Raw genomic sequence first — 15,542 nt, forward strand, 5'->3', positions numbered from 1 at the left:
AGCAGATTTTAAGGTTTCTGGATAAAGGTAAATATAAGCGAAATTATTTACATTTCTTTATATTAAACTGGAATTAACTTACATAATATAAACTTTTTGTGTAAAATTTTCGGGAACGGGTGTAATAACGCGTCAATTATCTTTAATTGGCGCCTTGTATTTACGGTAGGGAAATTTCACAATATACTGATTGTTTATTATATCAAAGCAGGATGTTGTGATTTCCTAGACAGTATCTCCTGTTTGTTTTAAAGGCAGTGTAACGATAAATTCCGCGCCGATATCTTTTTGGCCTAAAGCCATTATGCTGCCGCCATGCCTTAGTGCAATTTTTCGGCATAGCGTCACGCCAAGTCCGTTCCCTTCGTACTGATCTTTGGAATGCAGTCTTTCAAAAGCATTAAATATTTTTTCATAATGATCCGGGTCAAGTCCAATGCCATTGTCCTTAATGCTTATTTCAATAAACTCCCTTTGCTTATCCTTTATAATGAGGTGAGACAGGATGACCCGCGGCGGCTGGTCTGCTTTGGAGAACTTCAGGGCATTGTGTATCAGGTTATAGAATAGCTGGTGTATCAAAATAGGTGCCCCTTGTATATCGGGAAGCGCGTCCTTGATCAGTATGGCGCCTTTTTCATTTATGATAAGTTCCAGGTCAACTTTTATGTTCTCAATAATGTCATCAAGGCTTATCTGCTCTACGGGCTGGGTTTTCTTATTCAGGGTAGAATAGGCAAGGATGCCCTCTACAATGCTTTGCATTCTCTCAGCGGACTGATCTACCTTGAAAAGGTGTTTTACTGAGAATTTTAGTAAACTCTTAAACGGTGAAATAAATTATGCTCTTCTGATTTCTATTTCTCTTTGGAAGATAATTTATATAACCGTAATCATTTAGGTCTCTGATACATCTGTGATAGGTAACTGGGCCGCTTATTTTAGCAATCTTCATAATTTCATGCCTATATGCTTTAATGGGATTAATATAGCCTGCAGCAGTTCTGAATTGTAGTAATGCCGCAAAAATTCCGATAGGGGTAATGCTATTGCGCTGGTCTTTTTCTATTGCTTTGAAGAATTGCGTTAAAGGATTTAGCTGGTCCATTACTCTTGTTATTTACTTGTGTTTTTTTTCTGAAATGGCGCCAAGAGGGCTTATTTTTAGGAGCTTTTTCCCGCTATCCGTTCCACCCGAGCGCAAGCGAACTGGCGAAGCAATCTTTTGTGCCGAACCCCGGCACAAAAGGATTTCCACTGCTATCGGGGCTAAAAAGGCAGGGTAGCAGAACAGAGATAAATCAATTTTGAAGCTCAGTAGAATAACAATAAAACTGCGTAATACAGTTTACGAACCTAGACCCGTATAATAAGTGAATAAACACTTCTAATTCTCCTTATCCCGAACAATTGTCTTATTTGAAAAATTTATATTCAGCCCCAAATTTCAATATGTTATCAGGGGTTGAGTTGGTTGGGAAAAAGCGCACAATTAAAGTGTCCCCCGCTTTTTTGCTGGTAATTTCAAAACCTCTTTCTTCTACAAACATGGAATTATTGCCTACCCTGTCCACAATGTCTATTTTAGGGGGATTTTTTGAAACTTTAAAGATGAAATCACTATTGTCCTCAAATATAAACAGGCTTTCTTTCTTTTCGGCCTCAATATAATTGCCTGCTGTGGTATCTGATCTGATAATCTCACTGGCCCTAAATGGATTCAGGTTATAGTCTGTTTGCACCATCTTGTGGTATTTATATTTTGAAGTGCAGGAGATTAAAAGTGATAGCACCACACCACCAGGGCCGGTAATTTTTTTGTTTTGATCATTGTTATATAGTTTTCAGTTACATTTTAACGGATCGGTTCAGTCTAAATTAATACATTTCCCTTTACCTGCAGCTATTACTGCAATTATAAAAAGGTAAACGGACTGTATTTTCGGACTCAAATATGCTTCAGTTTGCCATTTTATTTCTTGGCAGATTAATTTCATGTTCCTGCGGATAGGGTGCCCTATGGGTCATGCTTACATCTTCCTTGATTTTTTCATGAGTCGTGAACTGCCGGTCATCAGCATTGGAATAGCGTGGATCGGCAATGAAAGGCATCTTGGCCATTTTGGTCACGGTAATAGTGGGGAAGTGATAATCTACTTCCACATGGCCCAGCAGCAAATAACAGCCGCCTCCCTGAAAAGGATACTCCTTAAGGCTTCCCGTGAAATGGGCCGTATCGAAGAGCTCTCCTTCGGCATCTATCCACGTGCCGAAATACATGGCGCCCATTTTGGTCGGCACGTGTTTTCTGGAGATCAGATAGGCCAACATTCGGACTGTCTTTTTATGGTGGTTTAAAAGGTCTTTGGCCATTACGTCACCCCGGAATTTGGTCTGCAGCAGATCAAAAGGGGAGCGCGATACAGGAAAACTTAAAAGCTCAATCTCGTCAAAGGCATCTTCAAAGGCAGAGCGTGCCAGCTCAGGCAATTCATATTCCTTTACTGGCTCCTCAAGGAGCATCAGGCTTCTGTTCTCCGGCTTGAAATTCACCATGATAAGCCGGGCGATAACAAGCAATTGGTTTTTTGTCTTGCCCGTAAAACGAAACGCGCCAATGAAAATCAAAATCTGAATGCCCTCAATACCGATGGGAATCCGGTTAATAAAATCCTCCAGGGATTTATACGCGCCGTTTTGTTCACGTTCGGTTTGTATCAGTATAGCGATTTTGGATTCCAGGCTCTGCAGGTGCATAAAACCCAAATAAACATCCAAGCCGTAAAGGGTGGTTTCAAATTCGCTTTTGTTCACGCACGGATTGTGAATTTTAGCCCCTGACATCCTTGCTTCGTGTACATAAACTTCGGTGCGGTAAAAACCGCCCTGATTGTTTATGACCGCTACCATAAATTCGATAGGATAGTGAACTTTCAAATAAAGGCTCTGGTAGCTTTCCACGGCATAAGAGGCTGAGTGGGCCTTGCAGAACGAGTATCCGGCAAAGGACTCGATCTGACGGTAAATTTCCTCGCTGAGTTTATCAGGATGCCCCTGCGCCTTACAGGAAGCAAAAAAATTGTCTTTCACTTTTTGAAGTGCCGCCTTGGATCTTCCTTTTCCAGACATGGCACGCCTGAGTATATCCCCGTCTGCGGCGGGAAGTCCCCCATAATGCAGGGCGATTTTGATCACGTCTTCCTGATAGACCATAATCCCATAGGTTTCCCCAAGCTGCTCCTGGAAAACGGGATGGAAATATTCGAATTGATCAGGGTGGTTGTGGCGGAAAATATATTCCTTCATCATTCCGCTTTGCGCAACACCCGGACGAATAATCGAGGAAGCGGCTACAAGGGTCTTGTAATTGTTGCACTTCAGGCGGCGCAAAAGTCCCCTCATGGCCGGGCTCTCAATGTAAAAACAGCCGATAGTTTTTCCTATTCCCAAATACGCATTGCAGCTGGCTTCATTTTTTGAAATCGAGGTATCGCGGATATTCAGGCGGATACTCCGGTTTTTCTCAATCAGCTTCACGCTATCATCGATATGCCCGATCCCGCGCTGGCTCAGGATATCGAATTTTTCAAGGCCGATATCTTCGGCTATATGCATATCAAATAGCACAATTGGAAAACCTTTTGGGGGCATTTCAAGCGGGGTGTAATTGGTAATAGGTTCTTCGGAGATCAGGATCCCGCAGGAGTGCATGCTTCGCTGATTGGGGTATTTCTCGAGCAGCATTCCATATTCCTGGACTTGTTTCACAACTTTATTGGTCGCATGCAGCTCCATCGGATTTTTAGCCAGCGCATCGAGTTCTTCCTTGGGAAGCCCAAAGACTTTTCCGACTTCCCGAAAGATGGAACGGTACTTAAATTCCACATTGGTGCCGCAGAAAGCCACATGATCATAACCGTAGCGTGAGAAAATGTATTCAAGAATAACATCCCTTTCCTTCCAGCTCCAGTCAATATCAAAATCCGGAGGGCTTTTACGGTTCAGGTTCAGGAACCTTTCAAAGTACAGGTCCAATTCCAAAGGACAGATATCGGTAATGCCCAGGCAGTATGCGATGATGCTGTTGGCACCGCTGCCGCGCCCTATATGCAGGAATCCCTGAGAAGTGCTGAAACGAATAATATCGGCTGTAATCAAAAAGTAGCCGCTAAATTCCAATTGCTCAATTACTTTGAGTTCCTTGAACATTCTGGATTTCGCCTCGGCATTATTTTTACCATAGCGCCATTCCAGGCCCTGTTTTGCCAGAGAGGTCAAAAGGATCATATCATCCTTTTTGCTGTTGGTGTAAAATTTCTTGTTTTTGGGCGTATCAAAATCAAATTCAAAATGGCACCGCTCAATTATCTCGCGCGTGTTGGCAATAATATGCGGATACTGCTCATAACAGTTCACTATTCTTTGCTCAGGTACCATTATTTCGTAATCTTTGCAATAATCATCCACAGAAAGCCGTGATAAAATCAGGTTCAGATCTATGGCCCTGAGTATTTTGTGCAGGTTATATTCCTTTTTGCTGCGGAAGGTCACCGGCTGGAGAACCACCATTTTTTCCTGTCTTGTTTTCCACTCCGACAAGACCAGTTTTTGGAGTTGCCCGGGACGAATTCCAATATATTCGTTTTCAGCAAGTGAGAGCGGAGCATTCTCCAGAGGATAAATTACAAAAACATCATTAAAATCAGGAGCTAAGAGAGGAAGGGAAGTTTTTTGATAATTGTGGCTTGTCAAAAAACGGTTCATCTCGCCAAGGCCAGATGCATTTTTGGCAAGGCCGATGTAGCGCAGCTCATGCTCAGAGCGAAATTCCATGCCCACCAAAGGTTTTATCCCTGCAGCATCACACCCCTTTATAAAATCGTAAATTCCAGTTACCGTGTTAATGTCGGTAAGTGCCATAGCGGTAACCCCGCAGGCACTGGCATGAGAAATCAAATCCTCAAGGGGAATAGTCCCATAGCGAAGGGAATGGAAGGAATGACAATTGAGATACATTAGTCTGATTTGCGTTTTAAAATTTCATTTTTGGTATTGGGTTTAAAGGAGGCCCCGGCGCAGCGCATCACAGCGTCAAATCCGTACCTGGTTTTCATCCGGTCCATGGCCTGATAGAGCGCGAGTATTTCCTCGGTGTCCTGAAAAAGATCGATTTGATACGTACCGCGAACCAGCCCGCTAAAGCGCACACCAATCAGGCGAAGGCGCATACGGCGCTGGTATAGTTTCTCAAAAAGGTCCGTTACGGTTTTGGTCAGGATGTGATCCGCCGATGTGTATTGCACGCGGCACTGCTTGGTTTCGGTATCAAAATTGGCGTAGCGTATTTTGATGGTGACAGTCGATGTCAGCCACTCTTCCGAGCGTAATTGAAAAGCCAGTTTTTCAACCATTCCCAATATTACCCTTTTTAGCCTGTCAATATCGATGGTATCCTGAGAGAAGGTATGTTCGGTCGAAATGGATTTTCGCTCCGTATAGGGCTCCACGGGATTATTATCTATGCCATTGGCTTTCTTCCAGAGCTCCGAACCATTTTTGCCGATCATCTGCTGCAGTACCTCGCAAGGCATTTTGGAGAGCGTTTCAATGGTTCGGATCCCAATGCGTGAGAGCAGCTGGAACGTTTTGTCGCCCACCATTGGTATTTTCTGAACAGACAAGGGATTCAAAAAAGACTGCACCAAATGCTGGGGTATCTCGAGATTTTGTTTTTGTTTTCCTTCTCCGGTTCCGATCTTGGATACAGTCTTGTTGATCGAAAGCGCAAAGGTTAGGGGCAGGCCGGTTTCTTTGATTATGGTCTGGGCCAATTCATTTGTCCATTTGTAGCTGCCATGAAACTTGTCCATGCCAGTAATATCCAGATAAAATTCATCAATGCTTGCCTTTTCCACTACGGGCGCTTTCTCCTGAATGATCTCGGTGATGTCATGGGAAAGCCGGGAATATAATTCCATGTCACCTTTCATGATTTTGGCCTGCGGGCAGAGTTTCATGGCCATGTGAATGGGCATGGCCGAACGTACCCCAAATCTTCGGGCTTCATAGGAGCACGAGGCCACAACACCCCTTTCACCGCCTCCAATAATAAGCGGTATTCCGTTTAATTCGGAATTAGTGAGTCTTTCGCAGGACACGAAAAACGTATTCATATCGATATGTACAATTGACCTTTCCATTCTCTTTTCTCCTTTTATACAAATCAAAATTAGTATAGATCAGAACAATTTTAAAAAATATGATGTTACAAATGGTAACAAAATTAAAGATATCTTATTTTATTGAGGTTTCAAAACATGCAAAAAAAGATCATTTCCCTTTATTCAGAATTTACGGCGGATTGCAATTAGAAAAATTTACGGCAGGATTTATCCGAAAATCTTCTGGAAATCTTTTTTAAAAGGCAAAAGGCAACCTATTAGAAATAAAATTATTCCGGCGCTTTGATTACTGGGAATGAACCGCCTCGTAATGAGGCGGCAGCAAAATAATATAACCGGTTAAAAGTAAAAATTAGAAGGATGAAAGTGTAAGATGCATCTAAAACAGAGCTGAAATTTCAAGTTTATTCCGTTTGATTCTCGCTTTTTGTTTCCTGTGAATTTCGTCTTACAAGCATATAGAAATCTTTTAAATGCCACCATGCAGGGCACATATCAAGGCTTCCTTTGTAATTGTTTATAGTGGAGTAGCAGCTTTTGAGAAAAACCTGCGAATCTGTGATTTTCGCCCATGGTTTCCAATCCACTTCCTGAGGCGGGGGCGTGGCTTCAAAGTAGCGTTTTATTTCATCTGGAGTCATGGGACAAAATTAGGCAAAAAGTATAGACAGGGCAAGGGTTGAGGGGCGTATAGTATAAAGTATTTTTCTTGTTTTGGGGTTGTTTTTTTAAACGCGTCTGATCTTCATAGTTTTGGCGCTGAAATTCACCTAAATGATATTTTCGAATATTAGGGAATCTATGGTGTTGTGAAAAATATAGATTTTTTTCTTTTTAATCTAAAAGTGAGTAGAATTCTCCACGGCCTGAATTAATCGGGTATTGGGAATTATTGGTGGAATCTAATTGGGGGTGATTAGCATCTGTAATTGTATTTATTTTTTTTTAGGAGTTTTTTCCCGCTATTCGTTTCAATCTTTTGCGCCGAACCCCGGCACAAAAGGATTTCCACTTCTATCGGGGCTAAAAAAATGCTACCGGCTGTTAGGAATACACCAATTTTTTGCTTCAGTTGAGCAATAATTATATTTAAAAAAACAAGAGCAGGAAATTCAAATTTTCTCCTAAATCAAGTCATATTCTTGCGGCTGGTGATGATTCAATAATTAATTTTGGATGCGGGCCGCTTGCAGTGATAGTTTCATAGATATATTTTTCTTAACCCTCTACATTTTATTATTTCGATAATTTCGATCTTTAAGTTTAATTTTAAAACTATGTCAGAACCTGCCTTTTAAACGAGAAAATAAATGATACTTTTTTGATTTCTGTTTTTTTTTGGGACATAGTTTATATAGCCGTAGTCATTTAAGTCTTTTATGCACCTGTGATACGTGACAGGGCCGGTTATTTTGGCTATTTTCATAATTTCATGCCTGAAGGCTTTGATAGGATTGATATTGCCTTGATTTGTTCTGAATTGAAGCAGTGCCGCAAAAATTCCAATATGGGTAATGCTGATGCGCTGGTCTTTTTCTATCGATCTAAAGAATTCCGTTAAAGGATTTAATTGTTCCATCACTGCTGTATTTTAGATTTTATTCCTTTTTGGACAGATTGTTTCGGGAATGGTGCTGCCTGGTTTTTTGATGAAGCTGTCTGGATTTTACGAAAATGCCGGTCATAGATATTCAATGATCTAAACTGCGGATTGGCCTCTATATAAATCTGATTTTCTCGTCCATTTTTAATCAGCACAGCAGATACTCTGTCACCCTGTCTTAAAGCATGTTTTAGTTTCTCCATTTCGTATGTATTAGATATCTCTTTTAAAGGAATGGACTTTAAAGTCTTTTCTAAATCATAAGCATATTCATTTCGAAATTCTTTTAAGTGATAATTGCCCGAAGCGTCTCTATCATTAAAGTCGAGCTGAAACCATGATTGGTTATGCTCTACAGAACGGCCTGATAATAAATTATAAACTTCATTAAGTTTAAAATTGCGTTCCTGCCCATTTTTAAAGTAATATTCCCTGCTGCTGTCTTCTGGTGCAGAATTATTCTGCATGCTGCTTTTAAATCCATCGAGTTCAAAATGCCTTTCAGCATTTTTTGAAAACGAAAGAGTATGAGTAATCTTTTCTTTTTCATTAATGTAGTAGGATAGAGGAATGCTGAAATTTTCCTGTTCTTTGTCAATAAGATTTTTTAATTTTTCGGATAAATCAGGAAAACCGATATGCTGCACTTCCTCGTTAAGCGAATTGAAGTTTCTTTCGTCTTTTTTTGCCTCACTGCGAAGTGAAAGCTGATTTTGCGTGCTGGTGATTATTTTCCTAAGAATACGTGAAATAAGACTTGGATATAATTGTTTTGACATCCTATGGATTTCCATTTTAAGGATTTGAAGCGTATGCTGCTCCTCAACATTTTTTGAAGATTTGTATTTCGTTCTGATTCTGTCGAACTGCCGCAGTTTCTCAGCCAATAAAGATTTGTTTTCTGCCGCAGTAATTGAAAAGAGCGTATTGAAACGTTCCTCTCTTGCTTTCCATTGGCTGAATTCCATTTCTACTCTATTTACGGGAAACTGCGGGTTCATCATCTAAACTTTAATAATTTTAAAATTTCTAAACCGAATTAGACTGCTGTTTTCTTTTTTTGGGTCTGTTCGCCGAAGGAGTTTCACTATTCTCCTCCGTGGTCTCAGACTGTTTTTTGTCAGATTGCTTTTCTGAAGTTTTTTCTCCTTCAGATTTTTTCTCATCTTTGCTTTCTCGATGATTGATGCGCTGGAGGTTTCCGTCATATACATTAAGAGTCTTAAACTGCGGATTTGCTTCCACGAACATTTTGCTTTCAACGCCGCTGACAACAAAAGTCACAGACTGCAGATTTCCTTTTTTAAGGGAATTTACAAGGTCTTCCTTATATTGCGGCGTACTGAGTTCTTTTATGGAATGCTTCTCAAGGCTTGCTTCCAGATCATAGCCGTAATTCTGATGGTAATGGTTAATCTTAAAATTTCCGGAATTGTCTGTCTGTTTAAAATCGAATTTTAACCAAGAATTGTAACTTTCTCCTTCTTTAGTTTTAAGATCCTTATTTACCGAACGGCCTTCCATTAAATTATAGGCTTCTTTGAGTGTAATGCTGGCTGCATCATTATTGATGTAAAAGGTCTGCTGCAGTCCCGGCTTGTTTTCTTCTTTTTGAAGATTCACATGATAGGAATTAAAAAAGTACATATCAGTCTGGTCTGACTTCTTGAAGTTCAGCTCAACCGTTACGGTATCTCGGTTTGGGACGCCATTGTTGATAATGCCGGTGTGCATGATTTTAAAATCCTTATCTCCTTTCAGCATGTTTTCTTTCAATTCAGTATCGAAAGTTTCTCCAAATCCAGTATATTTCAGCTGGTCTTTCAGGTATTTTAAATTATTCTCATTCATAATGTTTGTATTTAAGTTGTTTTCAAATAGTTCTTTCTTTTCTCTTTCCAATCGGACAAATTCAGTGAGATCCAGTTTCTCGGTGCTATAAAGGTCAATACCGCTCTGCATCACTATATTTAAATCATTTTTAAGTGAATCTATGGTCATACTCTTAAAATAGTCTCTATCAGTGGTCATCGCATAACAATGTTCCATTGCATCCCATGAGTTCATAAAGAACTCAATGGTATCGGGATCAGTTATTACTTCACAAGGAAATGCGGCATACTTGTAGCCGTAAGAAGCCATTTCCTCTGCAAGACTTAAAAGCATTTCAGTCTCATTGATGTTTATATTCATAATCTGTTTTTTGAGTTTTTAAAAGTAGATTTATGAATTAAGGGAGGGGTATTACTTTGTCAGCCAGATTATTGTTAACGTTGACTTCTAAATGCCTTCCGCCGTTCTTTTCAATGAGCTGAAGGGTCAGATACTTATTCTCTGGGATCGTAAATTTCTCTAGCGCAAATACTTTTATTATTTCAGACTTATCAGGAATCACCGCAGATGATGAAGTTGAATACAGTGGCTGAATCTCTATTTCCTGAGAGGCAGTTCGTTTTGATTTTCGCTGGTCTCTTATGAAAAAACGCAGCTGGTCGATATCGTAGCTGATTTTGGATTTATTCTCAAATACTAAGCGCAGATACAGCACATCCTCATGTATAAAAATGCCACTGACCTCCAGTTTTATCTGGAATTTAGATTTTTTAAAACCGCTGGTCTTTATTTTTTTTGATAATGCCAGTGAAGCAGACTGCTCTATTTTTTTCTGATTTTCGTTTACTAGGGTAAATAGCACTTCCTTACTTGAAACTAAAGCATTTTCTGCATTTATATTCAGGTCCGGGCAGTCTTCATCGTAATTCAGTACAAATACGTATAATTTTGCATCAGATGTAACTACTGTCAGGTTAGTCTGGAAAAAATATTGTCTTGCCGCTTTTACCAGCAGGATATTTTCTACCCCTTTGGCTTTCTGCACCAGCACATCAGCGCTCCCTTTATCTATACTTTTAATCGGGTAGGGAAAAACTATGCTGGTAGTTTTCGAACAGCCGATCTGAAGATTTTTATACTGGTCTTCATAAAAAACTGTTTCGCTGCTGTTTGTCTGAGGATAAGCCAGAACAGAAACCAGCAGTAGGCTCATTAAAAACAAATAATTAATTCTTTTCATCTTTCTCTTTTTTAAGGTTTTAAATTCTTTTGTTTTTCATCATATAACAGCACCCTGTATCCTGCTTTTACCAGTACTTTTATGAGTTTTACCTTTTTACTCATAAGACTTTTTGCTGCCTCAATGCCCATTCCTGCAGCCTGTGCTCCCCATGAATCAGTAACCCCGGTAAGTCCAAGGGTCTGAATCGAGCGGTCTGCAGATGCTTTGGCCACATCCCTGTTAATGGCACCAGGAATATATATTCCCTCAATTCCGTCTATATCATAGACTGATAGCTGCACCGGGAAAATGGAACCATGATGCTGAAGGTTTTCTATCTTTATTTCAAGTCTTTCGCCTTTCAGGAATGCCATGCCGTATACAAAAGTGTTTTTTGGAATTGTAGTTCCCTGAAGGGTAATATCGGCGGTGAGCCTTAATTTAATCACCGATCCATTTACAATTGTCTGAGTTTCGTGCACGGCAGCTCCAACTGCATTTTTTTGATAATCTGAATTTAAATCTTCATCTGCGGTGAAAAAGGCATTCAATTTAAAAGTGTTTGCAGGTGCTGTATTCTCTTGTAAAGAGGTAATAATTTCTGCGTTATTTTTGAGGTTTACGGAATATACTTTTCCTTTTTTATCTTCCGACTCCTGTTTTAAACGTTCCTGTACTCTTGAAGGATGCTGGATATCCAGTATATTTTCCAGCATGCCTCCTAGCTGCTGCAGCTCAGGATCCGGCGCCGTTTCACCCATTTCAGACATCATCTGTTCTAAGTTCTTAATCTGGGCAGATACTTCATTTGATGAGCCATAGTTTTCGAACTCCCTCATATCCTGGCCGTAATTGTTACCCGTTGCAGAATGGCTGATAGTTTTCTGGAGAAGCTGCAGTTTTTCAAAGATTTTCTGCTCGTTTCTGTCCTGCGGAGTCACTGCATTCAAGCCGCTTCTTTTTTTTGAATATCGCTGGGATGCAAAATCCAGTTCTGGGAACTCCTTTAAAGATTCTTCAAGAACTTTTTGATTTGAATAGTTTGGATCTTTTTTAATTTGCTCCTGTAGTTTGATTGAATCTACAGCTGCCTGGTCATAGTAGCTCATTTTATCCAGGGAAGAATCTTCTTTAAAATTTGGAAGCGGCAGTTTAAAATTAAATCCTTTCTTTATTTCATTTTCAGCCACTGCAGCTTCCATTTTTCCTCCTCCCAGAGTATAAAAAAGAATGGTAATAAAAGGAAGTGTTATGATCGGCAGAGCCAAAAGCATTTTTCGTTTTTTTGCTTCTTTAATTGATATCGTCTTCTGTTCCATGTCTTTATTTTTTAATCGATTATTTTAATTTTTACAGTCTGTTCTGAAAATTTTACCTGTTGAACTTCCTTTTCTGAAAAGGCATTATAAATGTTATAAAGAAGGTAGCCTGCCGATAGGATAACAAATAAGCTGAGAAGAAAAATGAGCTTCCTCTTTGAACACCCTTCCGCCAGACTGCTCATTTTTTCAGACCATTTTTTTTGTGCAGAGAGATAGTGCCTATGGTATGTAAATGCAGTTTCCCGTTTTTTAAACAATGATTTCATAACCTGTCATTTTCGGTTTTCAACAGTTAAATCTCGGTTTTCAATCGTATTGAAACGTTCAATTAAAAAACCGTGCGGATTGTTGTCGCTTCTTGATACATTGCGCAGATTCCCTTCCGTAATCAGGTTTCTTTTCAAAATACTCGTGGTTCGTATGATGTCCTGCCTGGCAAAACATTTAAAACGGTAGGGATAATCCCGGGTATCAACCGCCACGCTGTCAATCTGGATCGTCTGGCTGATATTTCCTGATATTATCCCCGAGTAAAAGCCGTTTTCTTTCAGGTCATCATAAATTCTTTTAGCGCTTTCGTCAGCCAGATAAAGGGCTTTAGTGACATTGGACTTGATTACTTTATCGTCTGGGTCAAGGGTAAAGAAAAATTGGTGAAAAGTTTTAATATGATCTCGTGCTTCAACAGGCACATTATCCTTCCTGTCTGACGCATATGCTTCCAGAGCTTTTCCTGCCGCAAGGATATATACCTTATCCTGCATCCGGCTTACAGTCTGAAAACTTTTGTAAAGCGTAAAGCAGCATATCACAACGCAGCCCGCAACAACCAGCATAGTAAAGCCTCTCACGTATTTAAATGCGGTATCTATATTTTTCATTTTGCTGAACATGGGATGATCTTTTTAGTTTATTTTGAATTTCCTTTAAGCCTGTCGCTCATATAATTTCCTTTCTCCTCAAAATAAGGAGCAGAGGACGAGGAGGCAGACATGCTCTGCGACATCCTTCCTGCGGCATTTCCCATTGAATCCATAACCATTGCTGTCCCCTGCGATGTCTTGGAAACTGCTGAACTGGCTGAGGTGCTAAGTAGGGTTGTGGTTTTCTGGGCAAGGGCTCCGCCACCGCCTGCATGAACGATGTAGTTAGCCACTGAAGGCACAGTGAAGTAGCCAATAATGCCGATAATCATAAATATTAGGTAAGACATATCAGTAGTACTGAAAAACGTATCGCCGGTGGACTGCACCTGGGACAAATCCAACTTGAGCATCAGTTCTTGTATTTTGCCGATTATGCTTCCAAAAATATTAGCTACAGGAAGCCAAAGGTATATGTTGATGTATCTCGCGAGCCAGACCGTCAGTGTATGCTGAAATCCGTCAAAAACAGCAATGCCGAAAACAAGCGGTCCGAGAATGGAAAGTACCACCAGTTGAAAGGTCCTGAGTGTATCGATGCAGAGCGCCGCCGATTCAAATAAAATCCTAAGCACCTCGCTCATCCACTGCTTAACGGAATTCCTAAAACTATAGGACGCTTTTTCCATGGCAAATTTCACATCATTGCCGATGCCCGCCAGCACGCCTTCATCAGATGGGTCTGCGTCCTCATGGGTGTACTTGTACCATTTATCACGGTCTCCCGTGCCTGCCATACCTACATACATTTTCCAGGGATCGGTCTGCCTCACTGCCTTTTCTTTTTCTTTTAAAAGAACAGCAACTGCATTATTGGATCCTGTTACCATAGCAGCCGTTGCGGTAACTGTGGGTTTCATAACGCCGTTGATAAGGGCCAGCACCGATGGGAAAATCATGATGCAGAATCCGATTACAAAAGGGCGGAAGAGCGGATAGAAATCAATCGGCTCCGCTGCCGCGATATGCCTCCAGACACGCGAGGAGATGTACCAGATGGTGCCAAAGCCTGCAATTCCCTGTCCTACAGCCAGCAGGTTGCCGCACAGGGGCATCATCTCATCATAAAGCTGGTCCAGCACCGAGTGCAGGCTCTGCATGTTATCGCCCAGTCCCTGGGCCCGGCTTAAAAAGGGCAGCAGCAGGGCTGTGAGAACAATTTTGTGTTTTATTGGCAGTTTCATGTCTTTAGTTTTTAAGTTCCTGCAGTTCTTTGGAAGCGTAAACATCATTTTTCTCTTTTGCCCGCTGCAGTGCCAGAATATTTGACGATGCATTAAAATCTCGAAGAAAAAGAAGCTTATCCTGCATCTGCTGATAGATCATATCCACCGCCTGGAGTCTTTCGTCATCGGACATCCTGAGTTTATCAGCTGTAACGATCATAGTGAGCTCATCAAGATTGCGAAGGCTCTGGCTAAGAAGATTTGCGTAAACCTTTTCAAAATATCCAATTTCCTGCGGGCTGAAACTGCCGTTTCGCGCAAGCCGGCTGAGCCCGTTTTTGCTTTCCTTTACCAGCAGTATTTGAAAATTTACAATTTCACCCACTCTTTTGTAATTCTTTACCGCCGGGCTTACCTGCATAAGGGCGTCTAAAAAAGTTTTATGAAGGCTGAAGTTGCCCTGCGACATATCCTTCACCGTTTTATAACCTCCCGAGAGCAGTTCATAACCCTTTTTCATATCACTGAGGATCTTTTTAAACTGGGAGAGTTTTTCAATGTTCAGGATCAGCTGCTGTATTTCTGCAGACTGGGCTCGGGCTTTGCCGGGCATCACAGACAGGCAGATAAGCAGCCCTAAAATCAATATCTTTTTCATCATTATAAATTTATAGCCCGTAATGGGCATTACTATTTTTAGCCTCTTTTTGATCTGCCGCCTTTGACAGTGCAAGCAGTTTTGCATCACGGCTGAAAGAAATGCAGAAATTGTAATCCTCCAGCATGGCCTTATGCAGCTCATCAATCCTCTGAATTCTCTGGTCATCCTTAAGCTCCAGTTTTGAATCAGTAGTGAGAACTAAAAGCTGGTCCAGGGTATCGCTGCAGTTCTCAAGCAGCCTTTTAAAAGAACGTTCTATATAATCCATTTCACTGCCGTGAAATAAGTCTGCTGTTTTAAGATCGGCACAGGTCTTTTTATAGAGTTTCATTATTTTAATTTGCATTGAGAGAATTTCTGCAGCCTTATAATAATTCCTGACTTTTGGATTAATCTTCAACAGCGAGGTAAAATAAGCACCGTGCAGATTCACTTCACCTCTTTTTGCATCGCCGATAAAATTGAGTCCCTTGGACACGGCTGAATACCCTTTTTTGGCATAGTCGATGTAGACCTGAAGTGCCGCAATCTGCAGCAGGAGTTCCTTTCGCTGCTTTGCCTGTCCATGGATCTCTTGCTGGGTTAATAATAGTACCGCCCAGAGCAGTAAAAACACTTTTTTCATGATTT

17 protein-coding genes are annotated in these 15,542 nt (G+C 40.7%); 1 reads left to right on the plus strand and 16 read right to left on the minus strand.

Going from position 1 to position 15,542, the window contains the following annotated elements; genetic code table 11:
• Positions 1–225 precede the first annotated feature (225 nt).
• The 5 genes from EV145_RS13695 to dinB all read right to left on the minus strand — a co-directional run bounded on the left by EV145_RS13695 (position 226) and on the right by dinB (position 6,200).
• Complete coding sequence (locus EV145_RS13695; RefSeq protein ID WP_133525765.1) at positions 226–765, minus strand: sensor histidine kinase; 540 nt, start codon at positions 763–765, stop codon at positions 226–228.
• A 58-nt stretch (positions 766–823) separates the two neighbouring features.
• A complete protein-coding gene (locus tag EV145_RS13700; protein WP_133525766.1) occupies positions 824–1,108 on the minus strand; it encodes a hypothetical protein in 285 nt (94 codons plus the stop codon).
• Between the two features lie 307 nt (positions 1,109–1,415).
• Complete coding sequence (locus EV145_RS13705) at positions 1,416–1,745, minus strand: hypothetical protein (protein ID WP_133525767.1); 330 nt, start codon at positions 1,743–1,745, stop codon at positions 1,416–1,418.
• A 214-nt stretch (positions 1,746–1,959) separates the two neighbouring features.
• Positions 1,960–5,016 carry a DNA polymerase III subunit alpha gene (locus EV145_RS13710; RefSeq protein WP_133525768.1) on the minus strand — a complete coding sequence of 1,019 codons (3,057 nt, stop codon included), beginning with the start codon at positions 5,014–5,016 and terminating at the stop codon, positions 1,960–1,962.
• A complete protein-coding gene (dinB, locus tag EV145_RS13715; RefSeq protein WP_133525769.1) occupies positions 5,016–6,200 on the minus strand; it encodes a DNA polymerase IV in 1,185 nt (394 codons plus the stop codon). Before dinB ends, EV145_RS13710 begins: the two co-directional genes overlap by 1 nt.
• Positions 6,201–6,271: 71 nt before the next feature.
• Between dinB and EV145_RS22430 the strand changes: the two genes are divergently transcribed.
• On the plus strand, positions 6,272–6,421 hold the full coding sequence (locus EV145_RS22430; protein ID WP_166638462.1) for a hypothetical protein: 150 nt from the start codon (positions 6,272–6,274) through the stop codon (positions 6,419–6,421).
• Between the two features lie 165 nt (positions 6,422–6,586).
• Here the strand turns inward: EV145_RS22430 and EV145_RS13720 are convergent, their stop codons facing one another.
• From EV145_RS13720 to EV145_RS13770, 11 genes are all read right to left on the minus strand, one after another.
• Positions 6,587–6,823 (minus strand): DUF6965 family protein, encoded by a 237-nt coding sequence (locus tag EV145_RS13720; protein WP_133525770.1) that lies wholly within the window; start codon positions 6,821–6,823, stop codon positions 6,587–6,589.
• A 653-nt stretch (positions 6,824–7,476) separates the two neighbouring features.
• Positions 7,477–7,761, minus strand: coding sequence for a hypothetical protein (locus EV145_RS13725; RefSeq protein WP_133525771.1), 285 nt, complete (start codon positions 7,759–7,761; stop codon positions 7,477–7,479).
• Complete coding sequence (locus EV145_RS13730) at positions 7,761–8,789, minus strand: hypothetical protein (RefSeq protein WP_133525772.1); 1,029 nt, start codon at positions 8,787–8,789, stop codon at positions 7,761–7,763. Before EV145_RS13730 ends, EV145_RS13725 begins: the two co-directional genes overlap by 1 nt.
• A 25-nt stretch (positions 8,790–8,814) precedes the next feature.
• Positions 8,815–9,978: a hypothetical protein gene (locus tag EV145_RS13735; RefSeq protein WP_133525773.1), complete on the minus strand. Its 1,164-nt coding sequence runs from the start codon at positions 9,976–9,978 to the stop codon at positions 8,815–8,817.
• Between the two features lie 37 nt (positions 9,979–10,015).
• A complete protein-coding gene (traN, locus tag EV145_RS13740) occupies positions 10,016–10,858 on the minus strand; it encodes a conjugative transposon protein TraN (RefSeq protein ID WP_133525774.1) in 843 nt (280 codons plus the stop codon).
• An 11-nt stretch (positions 10,859–10,869) separates the two neighbouring features.
• Positions 10,870–12,159: a conjugative transposon protein TraM gene (gene traM / locus EV145_RS13745; protein WP_133525775.1), complete on the minus strand. Its 1,290-nt coding sequence runs from the start codon at positions 12,157–12,159 to the stop codon at positions 10,870–10,872.
• An 11-nt stretch (positions 12,160–12,170) separates the two neighbouring features.
• On the minus strand, positions 12,171–12,428 hold the full coding sequence (locus tag EV145_RS13750; protein WP_133525776.1) for a hypothetical protein: 258 nt from the start codon (positions 12,426–12,428) through the stop codon (positions 12,171–12,173).
• A 6-nt stretch (positions 12,429–12,434) separates the two neighbouring features.
• Complete coding sequence (traK, locus tag EV145_RS13755) at positions 12,435–13,055, minus strand: conjugative transposon protein TraK (protein ID WP_133525777.1); 621 nt, start codon at positions 13,053–13,055, stop codon at positions 12,435–12,437.
• A 17-nt stretch (positions 13,056–13,072) separates the two neighbouring features.
• Positions 13,073–14,269 (minus strand): conjugative transposon protein TraJ, encoded by a 1,197-nt coding sequence (gene traJ / locus EV145_RS13760; protein WP_208110906.1) that lies wholly within the window; start codon positions 14,267–14,269, stop codon positions 13,073–13,075.
• A 4-nt stretch (positions 14,270–14,273) separates the two neighbouring features.
• Positions 14,274–14,909: a TerB family tellurite resistance protein gene (locus tag EV145_RS13765; RefSeq protein WP_133525880.1), complete on the minus strand. Its 636-nt coding sequence runs from the start codon at positions 14,907–14,909 to the stop codon at positions 14,274–14,276.
• Positions 14,910–14,919: 10 nt separating this feature from the next.
• Positions 14,920–15,537: a hypothetical protein gene (locus tag EV145_RS13770; protein WP_133525778.1), complete on the minus strand. Its 618-nt coding sequence runs from the start codon at positions 15,535–15,537 to the stop codon at positions 14,920–14,922.
• Positions 15,538–15,542: the final 5 nt, after the last annotated feature.

Origin of the sequence: Flavobacterium sp. 245, assembly GCF_004362055.1 — a bacterium.
GTDB lineage: Bacteria > Bacteroidota > Bacteroidia > Flavobacteriales > Flavobacteriaceae > Flavobacterium.